Source organism: Sphingomonas parva (ex Maeng et al. 2020) (assembly GCF_004564275.1).
In the GTDB taxonomy this organism is placed as follows: Bacteria; Pseudomonadota; Alphaproteobacteria; order Sphingomonadales; family Sphingomonadaceae; genus Allosphingosinicella; species Allosphingosinicella parva.
In genome coordinates this window covers 24910-45308 of sequence record NZ_SPDV01000031.1, presented here as the reverse complement: position 1 = coordinate 45308, position 20399 = coordinate 24910, and the positions used below count along the sequence as shown (strand labels likewise).

Annotated in this window: 27 protein-coding genes and 1 tRNA gene; 16 read left to right on the top strand and 12 right to left on the bottom strand. The window is 70.6% G+C overall.

Features of this window, described 5'->3' with window-relative positions:
* On the bottom strand, positions 1 to 2097 hold a 2097-nt coding region (locus E2493_RS15295; protein ID WP_135088326.1), incomplete at its 3' end, for a TonB-dependent receptor.
* Between the two features lie 92 nt (positions 2098 to 2189).
* Here E2493_RS15295 and E2493_RS15290 point away from each other — a divergent pair.
* The 10 genes from E2493_RS15290 (at position 2190) to E2493_RS15245 (ending at position 7725) form a co-directional block, all read left to right on the top strand.
* On the top strand, positions 2190 to 2987 hold the full coding sequence (locus E2493_RS15290; protein WP_225421518.1) for a ComF family protein: 798 nt from the start codon (positions 2190 to 2192) through the stop codon (positions 2985 to 2987).
* A 112-nt stretch (positions 2988 to 3099) separates the two neighbouring features.
* A complete protein-coding gene (grxC, locus tag E2493_RS15285; RefSeq protein ID WP_135088324.1) occupies positions 3100 to 3369 on the top strand; it encodes a glutaredoxin 3 in 270 nt (89 codons plus the stop codon).
* Positions 3370 to 3440: 71 nt separating this feature from the next.
* A complete protein-coding gene (locus tag E2493_RS15280; RefSeq protein WP_135088322.1) occupies positions 3441 to 4271 on the top strand; it encodes a carbon-nitrogen hydrolase family protein in 831 nt (276 codons plus the stop codon).
* Positions 4268 to 4735, top strand: coding sequence for a DUF1178 family protein (locus tag E2493_RS15275; RefSeq protein ID WP_135088320.1), 468 nt, complete (start codon positions 4268 to 4270; stop codon positions 4733 to 4735). Before E2493_RS15280 ends, E2493_RS15275 begins: the two co-directional genes overlap by 4 nt.
* Before the next feature lie 39 nt (positions 4736 to 4774).
* A tRNA-Arg gene (locus E2493_RS15270) sits at positions 4775 to 4851 on the top strand.
* A gap of 31 nt (positions 4852 to 4882) precedes the next feature.
* The gene (locus E2493_RS15265) at positions 4883 to 5578 is read left to right on the top strand and encodes a CPBP family intramembrane glutamic endopeptidase (RefSeq protein WP_135088318.1); all 696 of its coding nucleotides are present in this window, start codon (positions 4883 to 4885) and stop codon (positions 5576 to 5578) included.
* A gap of 21 nt (positions 5579 to 5599) precedes the next feature.
* Entirely contained in the window at positions 5600 to 6217 is a 618-nt protein-coding gene (gene folE / locus E2493_RS15260) for a GTP cyclohydrolase I FolE (RefSeq protein WP_135088316.1), read from the top strand.
* Positions 6218 to 6285: 68 nt separating this feature from the next.
* Positions 6286 to 6408 (top strand): entericidin A/B family lipoprotein, encoded by a 123-nt coding sequence (locus tag E2493_RS15255; RefSeq protein WP_135088314.1) that lies wholly within the window; start codon positions 6286 to 6288, stop codon positions 6406 to 6408.
* A 113-nt stretch (positions 6409 to 6521) separates the two neighbouring features.
* Positions 6522 to 7187, top strand: coding sequence for a hypothetical protein (locus E2493_RS15250; RefSeq protein ID WP_191993008.1), 666 nt, complete (start codon positions 6522 to 6524; stop codon positions 7185 to 7187).
* Position 7188: 1 nt separating this feature from the next.
* Complete coding sequence (locus tag E2493_RS15245) at positions 7189 to 7725, top strand: GNAT family N-acetyltransferase (RefSeq protein ID WP_135088312.1); 537 nt, start codon at positions 7189 to 7191, stop codon at positions 7723 to 7725.
* Here E2493_RS15245 and E2493_RS15240 read toward each other — a convergent pair.
* The 8 genes from E2493_RS15240 to E2493_RS21910 form a co-directional block, all read right to left on the bottom strand.
* Complete coding sequence (locus E2493_RS15240) at positions 7722 to 8489, bottom strand: acyl-CoA thioesterase (RefSeq protein ID WP_225421517.1); 768 nt, start codon at positions 8487 to 8489, stop codon at positions 7722 to 7724. The two genes, E2493_RS15245 and E2493_RS15240, sit on opposite strands and share 4 nt — an antisense overlap.
* Positions 8490 to 8546: 57 nt before the next feature.
* A complete protein-coding gene (locus tag E2493_RS15235) occupies positions 8547 to 9284 on the bottom strand; it encodes a L,D-transpeptidase family protein (protein ID WP_135088310.1) in 738 nt (245 codons plus the stop codon).
* A 207-nt stretch (positions 9285 to 9491) separates the two neighbouring features.
* Positions 9492 to 10109, bottom strand: a complete 618-nt coding sequence (gene yihA, locus E2493_RS15230) for a ribosome biogenesis GTP-binding protein YihA/YsxC (RefSeq protein WP_191993009.1) — start codon at positions 10107 to 10109, stop codon at positions 9492 to 9494.
* Between the two features lie 71 nt (positions 10110 to 10180).
* A complete protein-coding gene (yidC, locus tag E2493_RS15225) occupies positions 10181 to 11899 on the bottom strand; it encodes a membrane protein insertase YidC (protein WP_135088306.1) in 1719 nt (572 codons plus the stop codon).
* Between the two features lie 12 nt (positions 11900 to 11911).
* The gene (gene yidD / locus E2493_RS15220) at positions 11912 to 12124 is read right to left on the bottom strand and encodes a membrane protein insertion efficiency factor YidD (protein ID WP_135088304.1); all 213 of its coding nucleotides are present in this window, start codon (positions 12122 to 12124) and stop codon (positions 11912 to 11914) included.
* Positions 12121 to 12486, bottom strand: coding sequence for a ribonuclease P protein component (gene rnpA / locus E2493_RS15215; protein ID WP_135088330.1), 366 nt, complete (start codon positions 12484 to 12486; stop codon positions 12121 to 12123). Before rnpA ends, yidD begins: the two co-directional genes overlap by 4 nt.
* Complete coding sequence (gene rpmH, locus E2493_RS15210) at positions 12483 to 12617, bottom strand: 50S ribosomal protein L34 (RefSeq protein ID WP_106639453.1); 135 nt, start codon at positions 12615 to 12617, stop codon at positions 12483 to 12485. Before rpmH ends, rnpA begins: the two co-directional genes overlap by 4 nt.
* 93 nt (positions 12618 to 12710) lie before the next feature.
* Entirely contained in the window at positions 12711 to 13235 is a 525-nt protein-coding gene (locus tag E2493_RS21910) for a PGPGW domain-containing protein (RefSeq protein WP_225421516.1), read from the bottom strand.
* Positions 13236 to 13360: 125 nt separating this feature from the next.
* On the opposite strand from E2493_RS21910, the gene E2493_RS15200 reads away from it, so the two are divergent.
* The 4 genes from E2493_RS15200 (at position 13361) to E2493_RS15185 (ending at position 17221) form a co-directional block, all read left to right on the top strand.
* A complete protein-coding gene (locus tag E2493_RS15200) occupies positions 13361 to 13777 on the top strand; it encodes a hypothetical protein (RefSeq protein ID WP_135088303.1) in 417 nt (138 codons plus the stop codon).
* A gap of 94 nt (positions 13778 to 13871) precedes the next feature.
* Positions 13872 to 14297 carry a large conductance mechanosensitive channel protein MscL gene (gene mscL / locus E2493_RS15195; protein WP_135088301.1) on the top strand — a complete coding sequence of 142 codons (426 nt, stop codon included), beginning with the start codon at positions 13872 to 13874 and terminating at the stop codon, positions 14295 to 14297.
* A gap of 727 nt (positions 14298 to 15024) precedes the next feature.
* Positions 15025 to 16665, top strand: a complete 1641-nt coding sequence (locus E2493_RS15190) for a Na+/H+ antiporter (protein WP_135088299.1) — start codon at positions 15025 to 15027, stop codon at positions 16663 to 16665.
* A 58-nt stretch (positions 16666 to 16723) separates the two neighbouring features.
* Positions 16724 to 17221, top strand: a complete 498-nt coding sequence (locus tag E2493_RS15185; protein WP_135088297.1) for a GNAT family N-acetyltransferase — start codon at positions 16724 to 16726, stop codon at positions 17219 to 17221.
* Between the two features lie 21 nt (positions 17222 to 17242).
* Here E2493_RS15185 and E2493_RS15180 read toward each other — a convergent pair whose 3' ends face one another.
* Positions 17243 to 17431 (bottom strand): hypothetical protein, encoded by a 189-nt coding sequence (locus tag E2493_RS15180; protein WP_135088295.1) that lies wholly within the window; start codon positions 17429 to 17431, stop codon positions 17243 to 17245.
* 179 nt (positions 17432 to 17610) lie between these two features.
* On the opposite strand from E2493_RS15180, the gene E2493_RS15175 reads away from it, so the two are divergent.
* Positions 17611 to 18114, top strand: coding sequence for a hypothetical protein (locus E2493_RS15175; RefSeq protein WP_135088293.1), 504 nt, complete (start codon positions 17611 to 17613; stop codon positions 18112 to 18114).
* A complete protein-coding gene (locus E2493_RS15170) occupies positions 18111 to 18389 on the top strand; it encodes a hypothetical protein (protein WP_135088291.1) in 279 nt (92 codons plus the stop codon). The genes E2493_RS15175 and E2493_RS15170 overlap by 4 nt, the downstream gene beginning before the upstream one ends.
* Positions 18390 to 18438: 49 nt before the next feature.
* On the opposite strand, the gene E2493_RS15165 is transcribed toward E2493_RS15170, so the two are convergent.
* Both E2493_RS15165 and E2493_RS15160 read right to left on the bottom strand, forming a co-directional pair.
* The gene (locus tag E2493_RS15165) at positions 18439 to 19146 is read right to left on the bottom strand and encodes a CPBP family intramembrane glutamic endopeptidase, BDIM_20840 family (protein ID WP_135088289.1); all 708 of its coding nucleotides are present in this window, start codon (positions 19144 to 19146) and stop codon (positions 18439 to 18441) included.
* 60 nt (positions 19147 to 19206) lie between these two features.
* Positions 19207 to 20307, bottom strand: coding sequence for an AraC family transcriptional regulator (locus E2493_RS15160; RefSeq protein WP_135088287.1), 1101 nt, complete (start codon positions 20305 to 20307; stop codon positions 19207 to 19209).
* Between the last annotated feature and the right edge of the window lie 92 nt (positions 20308 to 20399).

Sequence of the window (20399 nt, the reverse complement as noted above, 5' to 3'; positions counted from 1 at the left end):
TGCCCCGGCACCGCCCGCGCCACCCGCACGGCCCGCGCCGCCTGCACCGCCGGGCCTGCCGCCGAAGCCGCCCGCGCCGAAGCGGCCGCGGCCCGGCTGCTGCTGCGGACCGAAGGGCAGCGACAGGTTCACGCCCCAGCGCAGCTCGCGCCGCTCGGACCGCGCAAAATTGACCGGCCTGGAGTCGATGCGCAGCAGCCGGCCGCTCGCGTCGCGCTCGAACCTCTCCGGGAACGCCGCTTCGATCTCCGGCGTGGCCGTGGGGAAGGACTCGATCGGATTGTCGATCCGCGTGTCGGTATAATTGGCGGTGATCGACAGGTCCTTGGCGCCGCTGAGCGGGCGCAGGGTGGCGCCGAGCTTGAGCACGCGGCGATTGTCGGCGGTGAGGCCCGGATTGCCGCCCTCGAGCCGGCTGATGTCGACCGTCTCGCCGCGAACGAAGTCGAAGACGCGGACGTTGGGCGTGAGCAGCACCGGGTCGCCGAGCTGCTGGATCCCCGGCGGGCCTTCTTCGTCGGTCACCGACGCGATCAGGCTGAGCATCTCGATCGGCCGCCAGTTCACGCCGGCGCCGAGCGTGCGAAGCGTGCCGAAATCGGAGAAATGCTCGACCTCGCCGTTGAAGTTGATCGACAGGTCGCCGATCGGGTCGAGGAAGCCCTCGCGCCGGCTGGTCAGCGGGATGTCGAGATTGGCCTGGGCATGAGTGCGGTCGCGCGAGAGGTCGCGTTCCTGCACGACGCCGCTGCGCATCGCCCAGCTTTCGAAATCACGCGTGTCGAAGCCCGCCCGGACGCTGGTCCGCACCTCGCCGCCGGGAAGGAGCAGAACCGGGCCGCTCGCGAGGGCTTCGGCATTGGCATTGGTGTTGGTGGTGCGGACATGGTCCGCAGGCTGGCCGAGCAAAAGCTCGATCGGCAGGTCGGCGCGCGGATTGAGGCTCGGATCGCCGGCGCTGATGCGCTGCTGGATCGCCTCCTCGTCCAGCCCGCGTCCGGTGAAGCCCTCGCTGCTGTTTCGATCGAAATTGCCGGTGAACGACCAGCGCCAGGGCCGGACGTCGCCGTTCAGCGCGACGCCGACATGGGCGTTCTTGCTCTCGTTCTCGCGAGTCAGCGGCCCCGCGGCCGGAAGGTAGCGAAACAGCGTCTCGTCCGCGCCGGTCGAGAAGGGGCTCGACGCAGGGATGTCGACGCTGAGCGAACGCAGTCCGAACTGGCTTTCGGTGCTCGAGAGCTCGAGCCGGCTGTTCACCGTCGCCGAGACGTTGCCGAGGATAATGCGGTTGAGCGTGCCCGCCATCGAGAAATTCTCGGTCGCCGGGGCCAGCGTGCGGAACGGGGCGAGGCTCGGCACCGCCGGGTCGCTCGGTCCGCCCGTTGCCTGGACGATGTTGCGCTCGCTCTCGAACAGGGCGCTGTTCTTCTCGTATTCGACGTCGACGTTCCACCGGCCGTTGTTGTTGAGCCGGAGGACGTTCATGTCTCCCTCGTAGCTCGCGCGGCCGCCGGCGGTCGGGCCGCCGGCTTCGAGTTCGGCGGTGACCGCGCGGAAGCGCCGCCGCAGCACGATGTTCACTACTCTCTGGTCGGCGCGGTAACCGTAGGAGAGCGCGACCTCCTCGGGGAGGATGTCGACCCGCTCGATCGCCTCGGGCGGATAGTTGCGGATCTCCCCGAAGCCGGAGATGCGCCGGCCGTTGAGCAGCACCACCGGGCCGCCACCGCCGCGGCCGCGGCCGCTCGACGTCTGCGGCGCGAGCGCGGTGAGCAGCTCGGCGATGTTGCTGGCGCCGAGCGCGCGGATGTCGCGCCGGTCGAGCTGGATCTCGGGCGGAATGTCGGTGTCGACGGCGCCGCGCAGCCGGGTTCCGGTGACGACGATCTCCTCGCCTTCCTCGTCCAGCTCGGGCGCGGGCTCCTCCACTTCTTGCGGCTGCGCTGTCTCGGCGGCGGGCTGCTCCGCGCCGGCCTCGGGCACCGCCGCTTCGGGAACGGGCGCCGCCACCGGCGCCTGCGCCTCGGGCAGCGGCGGCTGGGTTGCTCCGGCTTGCGCGGCGGCGGCAACGGCGAGGAGAAACAGGTCTGCGGTCACGCGGAGACTACCCCTTTGTTCTGTTCTTTTGAAATCGCGGCGGGCGCAGCCTGCCTGAACTGCCGATGACCGGCGTGGCTAATTCGCACGGAATGGAAAAGGGTTCCATCATGTGGGCGGAAAAGGCGCAGGCGGGTGTACTTTTCACCGCGCGGGCGCTGCTCGATTTCGCTCTGCCGCCGCGCTGCCCGGCCTGCGGCACCATCGTCTCCGATCCGCACCGCTTCTGCCTCGGCTGCTGGTCGAAGCTGGTCTTCCTCGCCGAGCCGTGCTGCGCGCGTTGCGGCCTGCCCTTCGCCTATCCGGCCGGCGCGGGGGCCGAGTGCGGCCGCTGTCTCGCCGAACCGCCGCCGTTCGACCGGCTGCGCGCGGCCGTCGCCTATGACGAGGTCGCCCGCAAGGTCGCCCTCAAGCTCAAGTACAGCGGCCGCCCCGGCGTCGCCGAGACTCTGGCCGGGTTGATGGCGCGGCACCTGCGCAGCCCCGACGGTCAGCCGCCGGGCCTGCTCGTGCCGGTGCCGCTCCATCGCTGGCGGATCTGGCGTCGCGGCTACAATCAGGCGGCGCTGATCGCCGCCTCTTTGTCCCGGCGCAGCGGCATCCCGGCCGCGCCCGGCCTGCTGCGCCGGACCCGCCACACCCCGCCCTTGCGCGGGCTCGGCCGGCGCGAGCGCGCCGAGGCGGTTCGAGGCGCCTTCGCGGTCGAGAATGCCGGTGCGGTGGCCGGACGACGGATCATCCTGGTCGACGACGTCTTCACCAGCGGCGCCACCGGCGGGGCCTGCGCGAAGGTGCTGAAACGCGCGGGCGCCGCGTCGGTCGAGATGCTGTGCTGGGCCCGCGTCGTGCGCGAGATGACCGGGACGGGGAACGGCCCCGAAGCCCCGTGAGGCTCTTTCCGGGGCTGTTGACGGACATAATCCGGCAGAGGCCCGTTGTTCGCTCGACCGTTGACATGCAATCGGCGCCGCAGCACCTGCGCTCGGCAGCCAGGAGTGAAACATGGCCCGTGTCGAGATCTACACCAAGTTCACCTGCCCCTATTGCGCCCGCGCCAAGCGGCTGCTCGAGGAGAAGGGGGCAAGTTACGAAGAATATGAGCTGAACGCGCTTCCCGGCAAAAGGGACGAGATGATCGAGCGTGCCAACGGCCGCTTCACCGTTCCGCAGATCTTCATCGATGGCCGCCACATCGGCGGCTCCGACGATCTCGCCGAGCTCGACCGCCGGGGCGGGCTCGATCCGCTGCTGAACGGCGGCGCCGCCGCCTGAGGGGGCGGCGCGCGGGCGCGCCGTGCCATCCCGGCATTGACAGGGAGGAGCCTCGGCAGCACCTCGGCGCAATGAACACCCGCATTGCCCTCTACCAGGCGCGCACCGGCATCGATCCAGAGGCCAATGCCCGCGCTCTCGTCGCCGCGATTGCCGAGGCGGCGGCGGGCGGCGCCCGCATGGTCTTCACGCCGGAGATGAGCGGCCTGCTCGACCGCGACCGCGCCCGCGGCGCGGAGAAGCTGCGCAGCGAGGCGGACGATCCGGTCCTCGCCGCCGTCCGCGCCGCGGCGGCGGACGCGGGCATCTGGGTCCACCTCGGCTCGCTGGCGCTGAAGCGCGAAGACGGGCGGCTCAACAACCGGGCGTTCGTCATCGACGATCGGGGCGCCGTCCGCGCCTCCTACGACAAGCTGCACCTGTTCGACGTCGATCTCGCCACCGGCGAAAGCTGGCGCGAGTCGGCGAGCTACGCGCCCGGCGAACGCGCGCAGGTGGTCGAGACGCCGGTCGGCCCGCTCGGCCTCGCCATCTGTTACGATCTCCGCTTTGCCGACCTCTTCCGCGCGCTGACCGACGCGGGTGCCGAGATCCTCTCGATCCCGGCCGCGTTCACCGTGCCGACCGGCGAGGCGCATTGGCACGTGCTGATGCGCGCGCGGGCGATCGAAGCCGGCGTGTTCGTCGTCGCCGCGGCCCAAGGCGGCCGGCACGAGGACGGCCGCGAGACCTATGGCCACAGCCTGGTCGTCGATCCCTGGGGCGAGGTGCTGCTCGACATGGGGCGCAGCGAGGGCGTCGGCTTCGCCGACATCGACCTCGCCCGAGTCGCCGAGGTGCGCAGCCGGCTTCCCGCGATCCGTCACCGGCGCCCGATTCCGGCGGTGGAGCGGGTAGGGTGATCGTGTTCGACCTGAAATGCGCGCCGGGCGCGCACGTCTTCGAAGCCTGGTTCGGCTCGTCGGCCGATTATGACGATCAGAAGGCGCGGGGGCTGGTCTCCTGTCCCCTGTGCGGCTCGGACGACGTCGGCAAGGCGCCGATGGCGCCCGCCGTTCCCGCCAAGGCGAACACGCGGCGCGACCCAGCCGTATCGGCGCCCGCCGCGGCGCCCGCGCCCGCGGAGCCGGAAGCGATCAAGGCGATGCTTGCGGCGGCGGCCGCGCTGCAGCGGCAGATGCTCGAGAAGAGCGAGAGCGTCGGCGATCGCTTCGTCGACGAGGCACGCGCGATCCATCTCGGCGAGGCCGAGGCGCGGGCGATCCACGGCCGCGCCACGCCCGCCGACGCGGCCGCATTGGTCGAGGAGGGGATTGCGATCGCTCCTCTGCCGTTCCCGGTGATCGAGCCCGGCCAGGAGAATTGACCCGCGCCGCCTCCGCGCCTAACTCGGGCGGAGGTGGACGGCCCCGTAGCTCAGCAGGATAGAGCATCAGATTCCTAATCTGAGGGCCACAGGTTCGAATCCTGTCGGGGTCACCACCGCCGCGCCGTCATCGCTTGCGGAGGCCGATTGACCGCCATCGACCATATCCTGGCGGCGGTGCTGGCCGCAGCCTGCGTCTCCCAGCTCTTCGTCACCATCGATCCCGAGCGCTCCACGCGTCTCGGCTTCTACGGCACCGGCGTCTCCACGGCGGTGCTGTTCGGCGGGCTGCCCCTTCTCGCCTGGTGGGCCGCGGGGCGCCCGCTCCGCGCGTTCGGCCGTCACGACTGGGCCGGCGGCCCCGATGCCGTGCTCTGGGCCGGCCTCTGGACGGCGGCGTTGCTCATCCTGGTTCTTCTCGTCCGGCGCGGCGCGCTGCGGCTGTGGCTAGTTTCCCTCTATCGCGCTTACGCCTGGATCATGCCGAGGACGCGCGCCGAGCTTGCGGCGAGCTGGGTGACCTCGCTCGCCGCCGGCTTCGGCGAGGAGATCGCCTTTCGCGGCTTCCTGCTCTGGTATGCCGCCGCTGTGCTCGGCACGCCGGGCGGGCTCGTCGTGACCGGCTTGCTGTTCGGCTGTGCCCATTCCTACCAGCGGCTGCGAGGCATGATCTGGGCGGCGCTCGCCGGAATCGTTCTCGGCCTCGCCTATCTGGCGAGCGGAAGCCTGCTCCTCGTCATCCTCCTTCACGCCTCGTGGAACGTGGCGAGCTTCAGCATCGGCTACATCGTGCTGGGCGGAGCGGAGCGCAGCACTGGAGAGCCGGCCCGGCTGCCGCTATAGCGCCGCCCGAAGGAGACCATCTTGGCTGACAGCGACCATCTGAGCGACGGCGACCTCGTCGCACCGGCACCGAAGATCGACGTGCCGGCGGACGTGCAGGACGCGGTGCGGACGCTGATCCGCTGGGCGGGCGACGATCCGTCGCGCGAAGGCCTGGCCGACACGCCGCTGCGCGTCGCCCGCGCCTGGAAGGAATATGCCCGCGGCTATGAGGAGGATCCGGCCCATCATCTCAGCCGCACGTTCGACGAGGTCGGCGGCTATGACGAGATCGTGCTGCTCAAGGACATCCCGTTCCAGTCGCATTGCGAGCATCATCTGGCGCCGATCATCGGCAAGGCGTCGATCGCCTATCTGCCGCAGGACCGCGTCGTCGGCATCTCCAAGCTCGCCCGCGTCCTTCACGGCTTCGCGCGCCGGCTGCAGGTGCAGGAGCGTCTCACCGCCCAGGTGGCCGATTGCGTCTGGGAGCATCTCAAGCCCCAGGGCGTGGCGGTGGTCATCGAGGCGAGCCACGCCTGCATGACCGCCCGCGGCGTCAACACGCCCGGCGTGATGATGACGACCAGCCGGATGATGGGCGTGTTCCGCCAGGACGAGCGCAGCCGCCGCGAGGTGCTGGCGCTGATGGGCTATTGAAGCGGCGCCGAAAGGGAACCGAGTTCGCGCGCGTTCGCTTTGCTCCGGTGAGAGGAGTGAGGCTTATGATGCGGAAGATCGTGACTTTGCTGCTGATCGGAAGCGGTCTCGCGCTCAGCGCGTGCAACACCGTCAAGGGCGCCGGCGAGGACATCAAGTCGGTCGGCGAGGCCGGCGACAAGGCGACCTGATCGCCGCACAGCGCATCGTCCGTCCGCGTCCCCGCGCCGGTCGCCAGGTGGCGATCGGCGTTTGAAGGGCGCGCCGGGCTCGGCCACACAGGGCCTGCTCTTCGGGGGGAATGATGCCGGTCTTTGTCCATCTGACGTCGCACCGCAACGTGCCGGCGATACGGCGCGGCGGCATCCGCTTCGTCAAGAAGGACGGCTGGCGGCGCCACGCCATCTACGCGCTCCCGGTGACGCGCGATTTCCAGATCTCGCATCAATGGCTGCGCGAGTTGCGGCGCACCGGCGGCGGCACCATCGTCGCCATCTATTTTCGCATCCCGGACGAGGAGATCGTCCGCGTCGGGCATTTCGACAAGGGACATGTCGAGATGACGGCGGCGGAAGCGGCTGCGTTGATGCTCGAGGCGGAGAAGCGGCCGGCGTCGCAGGCCCGGGAGGCGGATCGCGCCTCGCGTGCCGTGCGCGAGCGCCGTCGCATGCCGGCGTCGCCGGAAGGGTTCGAGGTCCTCCTATCCCGGGCGATCGGCCCGGCCGAGATCCTGAGGGTCAAGGCGATGCCGCAGGTCGTGGGATGGCGCTACCGACCGGGGGCGAATGGCGAGCCGCCCTGCACCTGCATATGCTGCGAGAGGGGGTCCTGGGGTATCCAGAGGCTGCAGCGCGCCGTCGAGGCGGCGGAGGCCGCCGGCCGCAAGCCGCGCGCAAACCTGTTCGGGCGAAGCGAGCGCTCCTTCCGCCGTGGCCGCGTCGTCGCCGCGAGCGGCGGCAGGACGGCCTGACATGGCCGAGATCCGGACCGAGCGGCTGCTGCTGCGTCCGGCCCGGGCCGGCGATCTCGAAGCGCTGCACTTCATCCTGAGCGACGCGCGGGCGATGGCTTATTGGTCGAGCCTGCCGCACCGCGAGCTCGATCAGTCGCGCGAATGGCTGCAGTCGATGATCGACAATCCAGACGGCGAGGGCGAGGATTTCGTCGTCGAGCACCAGGGGCGTGTTATCGGCAAGGCGGGCCTGTTCCGCTTTCCCGAGATCGGCTTCCTGTTCGATCCGGCGGTCTGGGGAAGGGGATTTGCCCAGGAGGCCCTGCGCCCGGTGCTCGACCGCGCCTTCGCAGTACACGGGCTCGCCCGCGTCGTCGCCGACGTCGACCCGCGCAATCGTGCTTCGCTCCGCCTGCTCGCGCGTCTCGGCTTCCGGGAGACGGAGCGCAAGGCGAAGACGTGGCTGATCGGCGACGTCTGGTGCGACAGCGTCTACCTGCGGCTCGACGCCGCAGGCTGGCCCGCGGCGCGGGTGCGACCGGTCAACCCAGCCTAGACGAACAGGGCGACGCTCTGCTTGGCAACGGCGATGAGGGCACCATCGGCGTTGTGAACCGTCATCGCCTGGCTGCTGAACCCGCGCTCGGCCATGTCCGCTTCGGCCGAGAGCAGCCACCAGCCGTCCTCGGTGGAGGGGGCCGGGGTGAGCAGGTCGAGCTGCCAGGTGGTGGTGCTGATCGGCCCGGGGCGGTGCGCGAGCATCAGCGCCGGCGGCGGCAGCACGTCGGCGATCGCGACCAGCTCGAGCGCCGGCGAGAGGCCGGACCGGTCCTTCAGCCGTGCCCAGCGCCGGATGCGAGGCTCGCCGCGCGCGACGGTCCCTGCTTCCGCATGGTCGAAATTGTGGACGAAGGCGATGTCGGCCGGCCCCTCGATCGGCATACCATGCGGCGAGGGGACAATTGGTTCCGGCTGGTGCGCGATCTGCGACTCCCGCTCGGCGGCGAACAGGAACGTGGCGGCGAGGCCGAGCGCGCCGTCCGAGGCGACGTCGACGCGCACGAAGCTCGCGCTACGCCCGCGGCGGAGCAGGGTGGGGCGGATCTCCAGCGCACCGCCGAGCGGGCCGACGAAGGCGATCTGGGCCGAGCGCAGCGGCGGCAGGTCCGGCTCGGCAGCGAGCGCTGCGGCGAGGGCGAGCGCCGCCGAGGCGCCGCCATAGGCCGTCCGTCCCTGCATCCAGCAGGCGGGAAGGGCGGCCCTGAACAGCCCGTCCTCCCGCTCCATGCCGGCAATCACCGTCCCGAGACCGTCTTCCACCAGGCACCTCCATTCAGCGGCGGACCCTAGAGGGTTAGGCGGGCGGCGCAATCCGGCTCAATCGGTGCCTTCCACCGCCTCCTCGTCGGGGCCGCCCATGCCGGTGTAGCTCTCGCGGATCATGGCGAGCGCCTCGTGCGGCTCGGGCGCGGTGGCGAGGATGTGGACCGACGCGCCGACCTGGGTCACGCCGAACAGATTGCGGGCGAAGGCGAGCGGCAGGCGGATGCAGCCGTGCGAGGCGGGGTGGCCGGGGATATGGCCGGCGTGGAGCGCGACTCCGTCCCAGGTCAGCCGCTGCATGAACGGCATCGGGGCATTGTTGTACTTGTTCGAGAAGTGGGTCTTCCTCTTCTCCAGAATGTCGAACTTGCCCACCGGCGTCGAATGACCCTTCTTGCCGGTGGAGACGGTGGTGACGCCGATCAGCGTGCCGCCGCGATAGACATAGGCGCGCTGCAGCGGGATGCTGACGACCATTTCGACCGGGCCGACGGTGGCGCGCTCCGGCTGCCACACGAATGCGCCGGGGCGAAGCGAGGCGGCTTCGTCGAGCGGCGCCGGCTTCGGCGCTGCGACGGCGGCGGCGGGGATGGTCCAGGCGCTGCTCCGCGCGGCGAGCGCCGAAGTGGCGCCGACGCCGAGGGCGGCCGGCGTCCCGGCGACGGCCTGGCCCGGCTCTTCCCCGGCCAGGAGCGGGCTCGCCGCGCTGGCGACGTTCAGCCCGGCCGGCGCAATGCCCAGCAGGAGCGCGCCGCTCAGCGCGACACCGGCGCGAAATACAGTGTGAATCATTCCTCATCTTTGCGGGGGCTTCGTCCCGCCCTTTCCTGCGGCCGGAATGGCCGTGGAAAGAGGATTAGGCGCCGTCCATTGCCGCTCTATGGCGGGCGCGCGGCTTTGTTGTTTCGAATGTTGCAGAGCTGATGGACGCGGCCGCTCGCGAGTCTGCGCGCGAGCTGCCTGGCGCATCGCGGGAGGTCCGGGGGGCCCCGGGGTCGGTCAGCCGGTGCTGTCGAGCAGGGCGCGGCGGAGGTGGTCGATGCCCATGCCGCCCTCGCTGGAGGTGGCGATCACCTCGGGGAAGGCGGCGACGTGCTTGCGCGCCTCGCCGGCGGTGGCCTCGTGCACGGCGGCGAGCTCGGTCGCCTTCACCTTGTCGGCCTTGGTGAGGACGAGCTGGTAGCTGACCGCCGCCTCGTCGAGCATCTTCATGATCTCGCGGTCGACGTCCTTGATGCCGTGGCGACTGTCGATCAGCACGAAGGCCCGCTTCAGCACCGCGCGGCCGCGCAGGTAATCGTTGACCAGGAAGCGCCACTTCTTGACCACGTCCTTGGGCGCCTTGGCGAAGCCGTAGCCGGGCATGTCGACGAGGCGGAAGCGCAGCGGATCGCCGACGTCGAAGAAGTTGAGCTCCTGGGTCCGCCCCGGCGTGTTCGAGGTGCGGGCGAGGCCGGTGCGGTTGGTCAGCCGGTTGATCAGCGACGATTTGCCGACGTTCGAGCGGCCGGCGAAGGCGACTTCCGGCACGCCCGGATCGGGCAGGAATTTGAGCGCCGGCGCCGACTTCAGGAAGGCGATCGGTCCGGAGAAGAGCTTGCGCGCCGCCTCGTCCAGCGCCGCCGCCTGGTCGGCGGCGCCGTCGGCCGGCGGTGCGCCGCCGGCCGGTTCGAGACCGCGATCGTCGCTCACTTGGTCTCCGGGACCGGCGCGGTGGCCGCCTTCATCCCCGGATGGCGGCTGTAGAGCCACTTCTGCTGGATGATCGTCAGGATGTTGTTGACCGTCCAGTAGAGCTGCAGGCCGGCCGCGAACGGCGCCATCACGAACATCAGCACCCAGGGCATGATCCCGAACACCTGCTGCTGCACCGGATCGGCCTGAGGCGGGTTCAGCTTGAACTGCAGCCACATGGTGACGCCGAGCAGGATCGGCAGCACGCCGAGCGCCAGGAACGAGGGCGGGGTGAAATCGAGATAGCCGAACAGGTTCACCGGAGTCAGCGGATCGGGGGCCGAGAGGTCCTTGATCCACAGCACGAACGGCTTGTGGCGCATCTCCACCGCAACCATCAGCGTCTTGTAGAGCGCGTAGAAGATCGGGATCTGGATCAGGATCGGAAGGCAGCCCGCCATCGGGTTCACCTTCTCCTCCTGGTAGAGCTTCAGCATCTCCTGCTGCAGCTTCGGCTTGTCGTCCTTGTAGCGCTCCTGCAGCGCCTTCATCTTCGGCTGGAGCACGCGCATCGCCGCCATCGACTTGAACTGCTTGTTGGCGATCGGGAACATCAAGGCGCGCACGATCATGGTCAGGCAGATGATCGCCAGGCCGAAATTGCCGATCGCCGCGTAGAGCCAGCGCAGCAGCTTGAAGATCGGCGCCATGAACACGCCGAACCAGCCCCAGTCGATCGCACGCTCGAACTCGGTGATGCCAAGATCGTTCTGATAATGCTCGAGCAGGTCGATCTCCTTCGCGCCGGCGAAGAAGCGGGTCTCGGTGGCGACGGCGCGCCCCGGGTTGATCAGCGTCACCGGTCCCTGGAGATCGGCCTGGAAGCTGCCCGAGCGGCCGTGGGTGAAGGCGGCCTCGGCGCTCGCGCCCTGATCGGGGATGAGCGCGGTCAGCCAATATTTGTCGCCGAAGCCGAGCCAGCCGCCGGTGGTGGCGTGCGGCTGGCGCGCGCCGACGGCGAGATCCTTGTAATCGGTGTCGTAATCGGCCTTGCCGTTGAACACGCCGAGCGGGCCGACATGGCTGGTCCAGCTGTCCGGATCGCGCGAGGCGGTGGCGCGGCTGACCAGCGAATATGGGCGGGCGGCGACGGCGCCGCCGGCGCGGTTGGCGACCCGCTGCCGGGCGGTGAACAGATAGCCGTCGTCGACCGAGAGGACGATCTCGAAGACCTGGCCCTTGCCGTTGTCCCAGCGCAGGGTCAGCGGCGCGCCGGGGGCGAGGCGGCTGCCGCTCGCCGTCCAGAGCGTGTCCTTGTTCGGCGCGGCAAGGCCGTCGCCGGTCCAGCCGAATTCGGCGAAATAGGCGTCGGGCGATCCGGCCGGCGAGAGCAAGCGGATCGGCGGGCTGTCCTTGGCGATCGACTCGGTGTGCTGGGTGAGGACGAGATCGTCGATCCGCGCGCCCTTCAGATTGAGCGAGCCCTTGAGGCGCGGAGTCTCGATCGCGATCCGCGGCGTCTCCTTCAGCACGACCTCGCGGTTGCGGATCGCGGCCGGCGAATCGGCGGTGGGATCGGCCTGCGGCTTGGGCAAGGGCACGGACTTGCCATCGACGACCTTGGTGGCCGGCGGATTGGCGGTCGGCAGGAAGCGGTCGGACAGGAAGGTCCAGCCGATCAGGATCAGGGCCGAGAGCAGGACGAACAGGACAATGTTGCGCTTATCGTCCACCGAATATTCCCCTCATGGTACAGGATCGCAGCCGGAACCCCCCCAGGGGTGGCAACGTGCAAGGCGTTTCGCGGCGAGCCAGCTGCCGCGCAGCGCCCCATAGCGCCGAAGCGCGGTGATTGCATAGGCCGAGCAGCTGGGCCGGTAGCGGCAGCTCGGCGGCAGGACCCGCGACGGACCGATCTGCCAGGCGCGCGCGATCAGGATGAGCAGCCTCGCGATCATCGGCCCAGCTTCCGCAAGGCGCGGGAGAGCTCGTCGCGGAGCAGGGCGAAGTCGCGCTCGACCCCGCCGGCGCGGCCGATCAGCACGTGATCGGCGCCGGCGATGCCGTGCACGGGCAGAAGCTCGCGGGCGAGCGCCCGGAAGCGTCGCTTCATCCGGTTGCGGACGACGGCGCCGCCGATCTTCTTGGTGACGGTGATTCCGAGCCGGATCGCCGGATCATCGTCCCCGCGCGGGTGGACGAGCAGGACGAAGCCCGGCATCGGCGCGCGCCGCCCGCGATTGGCGGCGAGGAAATCCGCGCGCCGGGCAAGGACCCGATAGGGCTGCCCGGCGGAGGAGTCGCTGGAGCCGGGGCTCAGGCCGACAGGGTCTTGCGGCCGCGCGCGCGGCGGGCAGCCAGGACCTTGCGGCCGCCGACGGTCGCCTTGCGGGCCCGGAAGCCGTGACGGCGCTTGCGCACGAGATTGCTCGGCTGGAAGGTGCGCTTCATCGCTCATTCCCTTAGATCTGAAATTGAAAGGGCCACCCAAGACGGGCGGCCTCTGTTGGCCGGGCGGATAGGCAAAGGCACCGGGAAAGTCAATCACCCTGAACGCGCCCGCGAGCGGGAATCGCCGCTTTCGCCCGCATCGCCGTCCTCGCCATCCGCATTCGAGTCGCGCGGCCCCCGTGCGACCACCTCCAGCGTCTCGACGATGACCAGGCGCTCGGCCGTTTCGACGGCGGCGACGCGTTCGATCGCAGCGAGGCCCGCCGCCGCGTCGGCGCGCCGCGCGTTATCGGCCTGCTCCGCCGCGCCGAGGCGATCGTCGGCCGCCCTGGCCTTGTCGCGGGCCTGGCGGCGGAGCGCGCTGCGGCGCCGCATGCCCCAATCGGCCCAAGCGCCCTTCTTCGGGTGCGCCCGCTTGAAGGCGACGTATTTGCGCTTCGCCCATTCGCTGTAGCGAAGGGCGAGGGCGAGCCCGGCGGCGAAGACGAAGATGCCGCCCGGGCCGGGGAGCACGCCGGCGAGCGGCGCCAGGATCATCAGCGTGAAGCCGATGACGACGAGGGTCGTCCGGACGGCCGGTATGCGGGTGCAGGCGTGCCAGCGCTCAGCGATGCTCATGGCGGCGGAGGTGGGGAGGGTGTGTCAGCCCTGCAAGACAGCCCATGATTGCGGAGGCGAAATTTCCCCCTACATGCGAAGCACTCCCCGGCCCAGACGGGGACGCCGATGGGGGAGGATTGCGGATGATCGTCGCGGCGTTCTGGCGGACCCTGCCGTCCCTCGTGCTGATCCTCTTGCTCGCCTGCTACGCCGCTCTGGCTGCCCGCAGCGGCGGGGCTGCGCCGCCGGAAGGGTGGCTGGGGAACGGGGGCGTGAGCATCGGCAGGATGGCCGTCGGCGCGGGCCTGGCAGGAGGAAGCGCGTTCCTCGTCTGGCTGATGGCCGGGGACGGCGCCAGGATCGTGTCGATGGCATTGCCGGAGATCCTCGCTTGGGTCTCCGCTTTCGAGATCACCACGCTGATCGACGCGATCGTCGGCCTCGGCCTTCTCTCCGCAGGCGCACGGCTCCGCGCCGTCTCCAGCACGGCGCGCCGCGCCGGCGCCGTCTGCCTGCGCGGGTGCCGGACGGTGATGATGCTGATCCGCCCGGCGCGCTGACCCCGCTCGGGCACGGGGATGCCGGAACCGCGATTGCGGCGCGCGCGGCAGCCGGACTAGGCTGTCCGCCTCTTCGCGAGCAGGGAGGAAGGACATGGCGGGATTCCGGGAGTTCATCGCGCGCGGCAACGTGCTCGATCTGGCGGTGGCGGTGATCATCGGCGCGGCGTTCGGGACGATCGTCACCTCGCTGACCGACGATCTGATCATGCCGCTGATCGGGGCGCTGTTCGGCGGTCTCGACTTCTCCAATCATTTCATTCGCCTGGGACCGATCCCGGCCGGCTTCACGGGCGACCCGACCAGCTATGCGGCACTGAAGGCGGCCGGCGTCGCGATGTTCGGCTACGGCCAGTTCGTCACCGCGGTGGTCAATTTCCTGATCCTCGCCTTCGTCATCTATCAATTGGTCAAGGTCGCGGCCCGGCTGCGCGGGCCGGCCGAGGCCGAGACGCCGGTGCCGTCCGACGAGCTCGTCGTGCTGCGCGAGATCCGCGACTCGCTCCGCCAGCGCGGCTGAGCGGGGGAGGGCGACCGTAAATCGACCGTTGTTTACGGTCGAATGCGGCGGAAGCGGGCCGCGCGAAGCCTCTCCTCGGCTGCGCCGGCACCTGGCGCGGGGGCCAGCGTGAGTGGGGCGAATATCGTGAAAACCGGCCGGCGCGTGGAGGCTTCGCGCGCGTGCGGGCACTTGCCGGCCGAAGCCGAAAAAAGATTACGGCACCATGTTGCAAGGGTCTGATCTGGCGGTCTCCTCGTGTCCGAGGCCGAACCGCGCGCCGCGTCTGCCCGCCGCGGCGCCACGACCGGCCGGCGGCCTGTTTTCCCTGTAAAGAACAGAAAAATTCAGGGACGGTGGGGGTATGTTGCTTCGAGCCGGCCGCCGCGCCTGCCGGGACCGGCGAACGCGGGAGGCGGCGAGGGGCGAGCGAGGCCGCGCCGCACGACCTCCCCCGCCGCCTCGACGGAGCGCCACTTTTCTCTTCACGCGATCAAAGAGCGGAACGCGATACTCTCGGGAGGAGGTGGAACATAACATGAACATCTTCGCACGTCAAGAGGAGAGAAGCGGACATTTTGATGTGCTAGGAAAGCCTGACATCCTTACGTGCCAGCGCCATGATCGACGCGGCTGGCTCCGCCGATGAAGCTGACCTTTTCGCCCGTCGCGGCGGTTGCGCGGAGCGGGCGGACGTCGTCTATAGAGGCGGCAGCCGCCGCCGTGCGGCCTGCTCTGGGGGGCCTTGATGCATCCGGTCGAGACGTTCGAGCTGGTTCTCGTCCTGCTGGCGACGGTGATCGCGTTGCACTGGGCGGCGTCGCGGCTGCGGCTGCCGCCCTCGGCGGCGCTGCTGGTCGGCGGCGGCGCGCTCGCCTTTCTGCCCGGCATCCCGCAGATATCGCTCGATCCCGAGCTCGCCCTGGTCCTGTTCCTGCCGCCGCTGCTGATGGACGGCGCTTATTACACCGCCTTCGGCCGCTTCCGGCGGCACCTTCCCGGCATCCTCTCGCTCGCGGTCGGCGCGGTGCTGTTCACCACCCTCGTCGTCGGGCTGGTCGTCCACCTGCTGATCCCGGCATTGCCCTGGGCCGCCTGCTTCGCGCTCGGCGCGATCGTCTCGCCGCCCGACGCAGTCGCCGCGCGCGCCGTGCTCCAGCGCCTGACCCTGCCGCGGCGGCTGCAGGCGCTGCTCGAAGGAGAGAGCCTGCTCAACGACGCGACAGGCCTGGTCCTCTTCCGCTTCGCCGTCGCGGCGACGCTGACCGGCTCTTTCGACGCCGGCGCCGCGGCGGGAAGCTTCGTGCTGCTCGCAATCGGCGGCGCCCTGGTCGGGACGGCGGTCGGCTATGCCTGGATCGCGGTGATGCGCCGGATGCACGACGAGACGCTGATCGTCGCGACGGCGACCCTGCTCGGCTGGGCGGCCTATCTGGCCGGCGAGGCGGCCCACGTCTCCGGCGTGATCGCGACGGTGGCCGCGGGCATCGTCTTCGGCTGGCACCAGCACGTCGTGCTTCCCGCCCGGGTGCGGATGCAGGGCAGCGCCTTCTGGCGCACGCTCGTCTTCAGCCTGGAGGCCCTGGTCTTCATCCTGATCGGCTTCTCGCTGCGCGGCGTGCTCGAGCGGGTCGGCTTCGAGGCCGCGCTCACCGCCATGACGATGCCGGTGCTGGCGATCGTCCTCGCCGTGCTGCTGACGCGATTCGTGTGGGTGTTCGGTTGCGACGCCGTCCGCGGCGTGATGAAGCGGGCGGGGCTGGCGCGCGCCCGGCCGCTCGGCCCGCGCCAGGCCATTGTGCTCGCCTGGGCCGGCATGCGCGGGGTGGTGACGCTGGCCGTCGCCCTGTCCCTGCCCGGCAACATGCCAGGACGCGACCTGATGCTGGTGACCGCCTTCGCCGTGATCCTGGCGACCGTGGTCGTGCAGGGATCGAGCCTCGGCTGGCTGATCCGCCGCCTCGGGCTGGTCGACGGCGATCCGCCCGCGGCGATGGACATGGCCGCTGCCGAGGCGGCGATCGCCCACGCCAAGCGAAATGCGGTCGAGGCGGTCGCCTATGACGCGGAGGGGGCGTTGCGCCATCCGCGCCTGCTCGAGGAATATCGCAAGCGCGACGCCGCCACCCAGCGCTACGCCGGCGATGCCGGCAATTTCATGCCCAGCATCCGCGCGCATTTCGGCGTGATCCTGACCGCGGTCGCGGCCGGGCGGGCCGAGCTGATCCGCCTGCACCGCGAGGGGCTGATCGAGGACGAGGTGCTGCACGATCTCGAGCGCGACCTCGACCTCGAGGAGCTCGGCGCCCTGTTCCAGCGGGGCGAGGAGCCGGACGGGGAGGAGGCGCGCGAGGCCGGTGCCGGGCAGGCGGAGGGCCGCACCTCGTGAACCCCCTCTACGAGAAGCAGGCCGGTCCCGTGCCCGGTCGCCGCGGGGAGCGTGCGTGATGGCCTCCGATCCCCCCGCAGCGGTCGCCATCCGCCCTGCCGCCGCGGGCGACGCCGCCGCGCTCGGCCGGCTCGGCGCCCATCTCGTGGCGGTGCACCATGGGTTCGACGCCCGCCGCTTCATTGCGCCGACGCCGGGGACGCCGGCGGCCTATGCGGCGTTCCTCGATCAGCAGCGCCGGCGGCCGGAGGTGGTGCTGCTCGTCGCCGCGGAGGGCGAGGCGGTGCTCGGTTATGCTTATGCGGGCGTCGAGGGAAACGATTATATGGCGCTGCGCGGGCCGGCCGGCGTGATCTACGATCTCGTCGTCGATCCGGGCCGGCGGCGGGAGGGGATCGGCCGGCGGCTGCTCGACGCGGCGATCGCCGCGCTCGAGGCGCTGGACGCGCCGCGGATCCTGCTCTCCACCGCCGAGATGAACGCACCGGCGCAGCGGCTGTTCGGCGCCGCCGGCTTCCGCCGCACGATGATCGAGATGACGCGCGAGCGGGACTAGCTTGGGCGCGCGGCGGAGCGCTCAGCGCTTGCGCCCGCGTTGCTTCGCCCAGCTGGCGAGAAGATAGCCGGCGATCGCCGCCGCCAGCCACAGCAGCAGGATCGGATCGACGGGATGATCCACCCAGCCGAGCGCTCTCGAGCCGGTCGCGAGAGCGGCGAAGAACAGCACGGCGGCGAGGCAAGAGACGATCGCATTCCTCATCGGCATCATCCCGAGAACGGCGGTGGTTGCCGCCGCGAGCAAAGAGCGCCGCGCGGCGTCCGTCAAGCTCGCCGGAGCGGATCTGGAGGCGATGGCGGCAGCAGCGTGGCCCGGCGGCACTCAGCGCCGCGCATTGCCTCGCGCGCGGACCGGGGGCAGATTTCGCGCGGATCCGGGGAGGAAGCATGCGCACTATTTCGCTGATCGTCGCGACCGCTGGCTGCATGCTGCTCGCCGCCGCCCCGGCCGGGGCCGAGGGCGACGCCGATCCGCTCGCGCCGCTCAAGCCGTTGGTCGGGCGCTGGCAGGGGATCAGCTCGAGCGGCCGGCGCCTCGACATCAGCTATCGGCTGATCGCCAACGACAGCGTGCTGGTCGAGACCTGGCGATCGCCGTCGGGACGGGAGACGATGACGGTCTACCATCGCGACGGCGCGCGGCTGCTCGCCACCCATTATTGCGCGCAGGGCAACCAGCCGCGGCTGCGGCTCACGCGCACCGAGCGCTCGGGACGAATGCACTTCGCGTTCGCGGATGCGACCAACCTGCCGTCCCAGGCGAGCAGCCACCTCCACGATTTCTGGATCGAGCCGATCGACGCGCAGACGCTGAAGCGCAGCGAGACCTATCGCGAAAACGGCGTGGCGGAGGAGGAGAGCGCGCTGCTGACGCGGAACCCCGCGCCGTGACCAGGCTCGGCACCGGCGCGCGCGCCGCTGCCCTCCTGCTTGTCGCCGGCGCGTGCGGCTGCGATCGGCAGGACAGCGCCGACCGCATTCGCGCCGCGCAACCGCAGCGCGCGCCGCCGCGAGTCGAGACGTGTTTCGATTGCGACGGCGGCGATGGCCTGATGTTCAACCTGACGATCGAGGCTGAAGCGCAGGCGCGCGAGGCCTGTGGCGGGGCGGTCGAAACGATCGCGAATCGCAGTGGCCTTGCGCCCGCCGACTATCGCTGCCGCTAGACGGTGCGGACCGGCGGCGTTCCGCCGAAGCTTGGGCCGCTGTCCATCCTCAGATCAGCAGGAAGATGAGGTTGCCGAAATTGTGCATGACGACCGGGAGCAGCAGGCTGCCGGTGCGCAGGCGCAGCCACACGCCGACGAAGGCGGGGAGGCCGGTCAGCGCCAGGGCGAGCGGATCGAGCGAGAAGCCTCCGTCCGAATAGCCGAAGGCGTGGACGAGGCCGAACAGCAGGCAGGACAGGATCGCGCCCCAGCCCCAATCGACGCCGAGCAGGCGGACGCGGCCGGCGAAGGCGCGGTAGAGCGAGTAGAGCAGCAGGCCGCGGTAGAAGGCCTCCTCCTCGAGCCCGGGCATGGTCAGCTGGAAGGCGATCTCCTCGCCGCTCGCGGGCTCGCTCGGAAAGGCGAAGGCGAGCGCCGCGAACAGGGCGCAATAGAGCGCGAGCACCGGCAGCGCGCGCCTGAGGCTGCCCGGTTCCTGAACGAGGGTGACGCCCACCTCCCGCCAGCCGATCACCGCCGCGATCGCCAGCGTCGCGGCGAGGGCGAGCATCTTGCCCTGCCAGTTGCGCTCGCCGCCGATCAGGTCCGGGAGGAGGCCGTAGACGCGGGTGAGCAAGGCATCGTTGATCGCCACCAGCAAGGCGGCGGCGAGCAGCCAGCGGGGTGCGAAGCGGCCGCGGTCGGCGAGGCCGAGCAGCCCGCCGAGCGCGAGCAGGATGAACAGGGTTCCGCCAAGTCCGATCACGCCGTTCACGTCAGTCTCGCATGCTGTTGAGGACGCCCCGCCATGCCCGCTGGGGGCGGCGGCCGCGCATCAAAAGACGGCCGATCGTTGCTCGAAACCCGGCCGGCTCTCCGGCGGCGGCGCGGCCGCGCCGGCCAGCGCCGCCGCGCGATAGGCGCTCGGCGTGCAGCCCTCGAGCTCGCGGAAGACGCGGTTGAAGCTCGGCAGCGAGGCGAAGCCGCTGTCGAGGGCGATGGCGATCACCTTGTCGGACGCGCGCGCCGGATCGCCGAGCCGGCGCTTCGCCTCGACCACGCGGTGATGGTTCAGGAAGGCGCGGAAATGGTCGAAGCCGAGCGCGTGGTTGACAAGCCGTCGAACCGCTTTCTCGGGCGCGCTCATCCGCTGCACGAAGCCGGCGAAGGTGAGATCGGGATCGAGGTGGATCCCGTCCTCGATTAGGGCGGCGAGGCGCGCGTGCAGCGCCGCATCGGCGGCAGCGTCCGCGATCTCGTTGCGGGCCGATAACGAGGTCTCGGGCGCGGAGTCGAAGCTGAGCACGCCGGCGCGCGCGTCCAGGATCCGCCCTGCCAGCCACAGGCCGAAGCCGAGGACCGTGGCGTTCTGGGCGAGGGCGAAGGCGCGCGGCCGCCAGGCGAAGCCGAGGACGAGATCGACGAGCAGGTCGGCGAGCAGCAGCCCCCCGAGCAGCAGCGCCACGGTGATGCGCGCGTCGTGGCGCCGCTCGACCAGATCGCCCTCGCGGTCGGCCCATAGCCGCCAGACGAGATGGGCGACGATGGCGAAGCCGAGCGCGACCAGCACCGGCGAGAGGAAGGGAAGGGCGGTCAGCCGGTCCGCGGCGGCGAGCGCCAGCCAGAGCAGGCCGGCGGCGAGCACCGCGCCGCGCGGCCGGAAGCGCGGATCGAAGCAGGCGAGGCAGAAATACCAGAGGAAGACGACGGTGCAGCCGCTGGCGAAATGGGCGATGGCGCCAACGGTGCCGGCGGGGCGCAGGGCCGGATCGGGCGTGTTGCCGGCGACGAAGCCGGACAGGCACAGCGCCATCGGCGCGAACAGCAAGGCGGGCAGGCCGATCCGCGCCCGGTCCCGGAAGAGCAGCCAGGCAAGCAGGAGCAGGATGACGATCGCGGCGAGCCGCAATGCGACGTCGATCTGTGCTGGCGTCATCCCCCCGTCCCCCTGCGACGGTTCAGAGCATGACGGGGGAGGGATTGCAAACCGGCAGCAGTCGCGAGTGTCGGACCGTCCCTTCGGTTGGG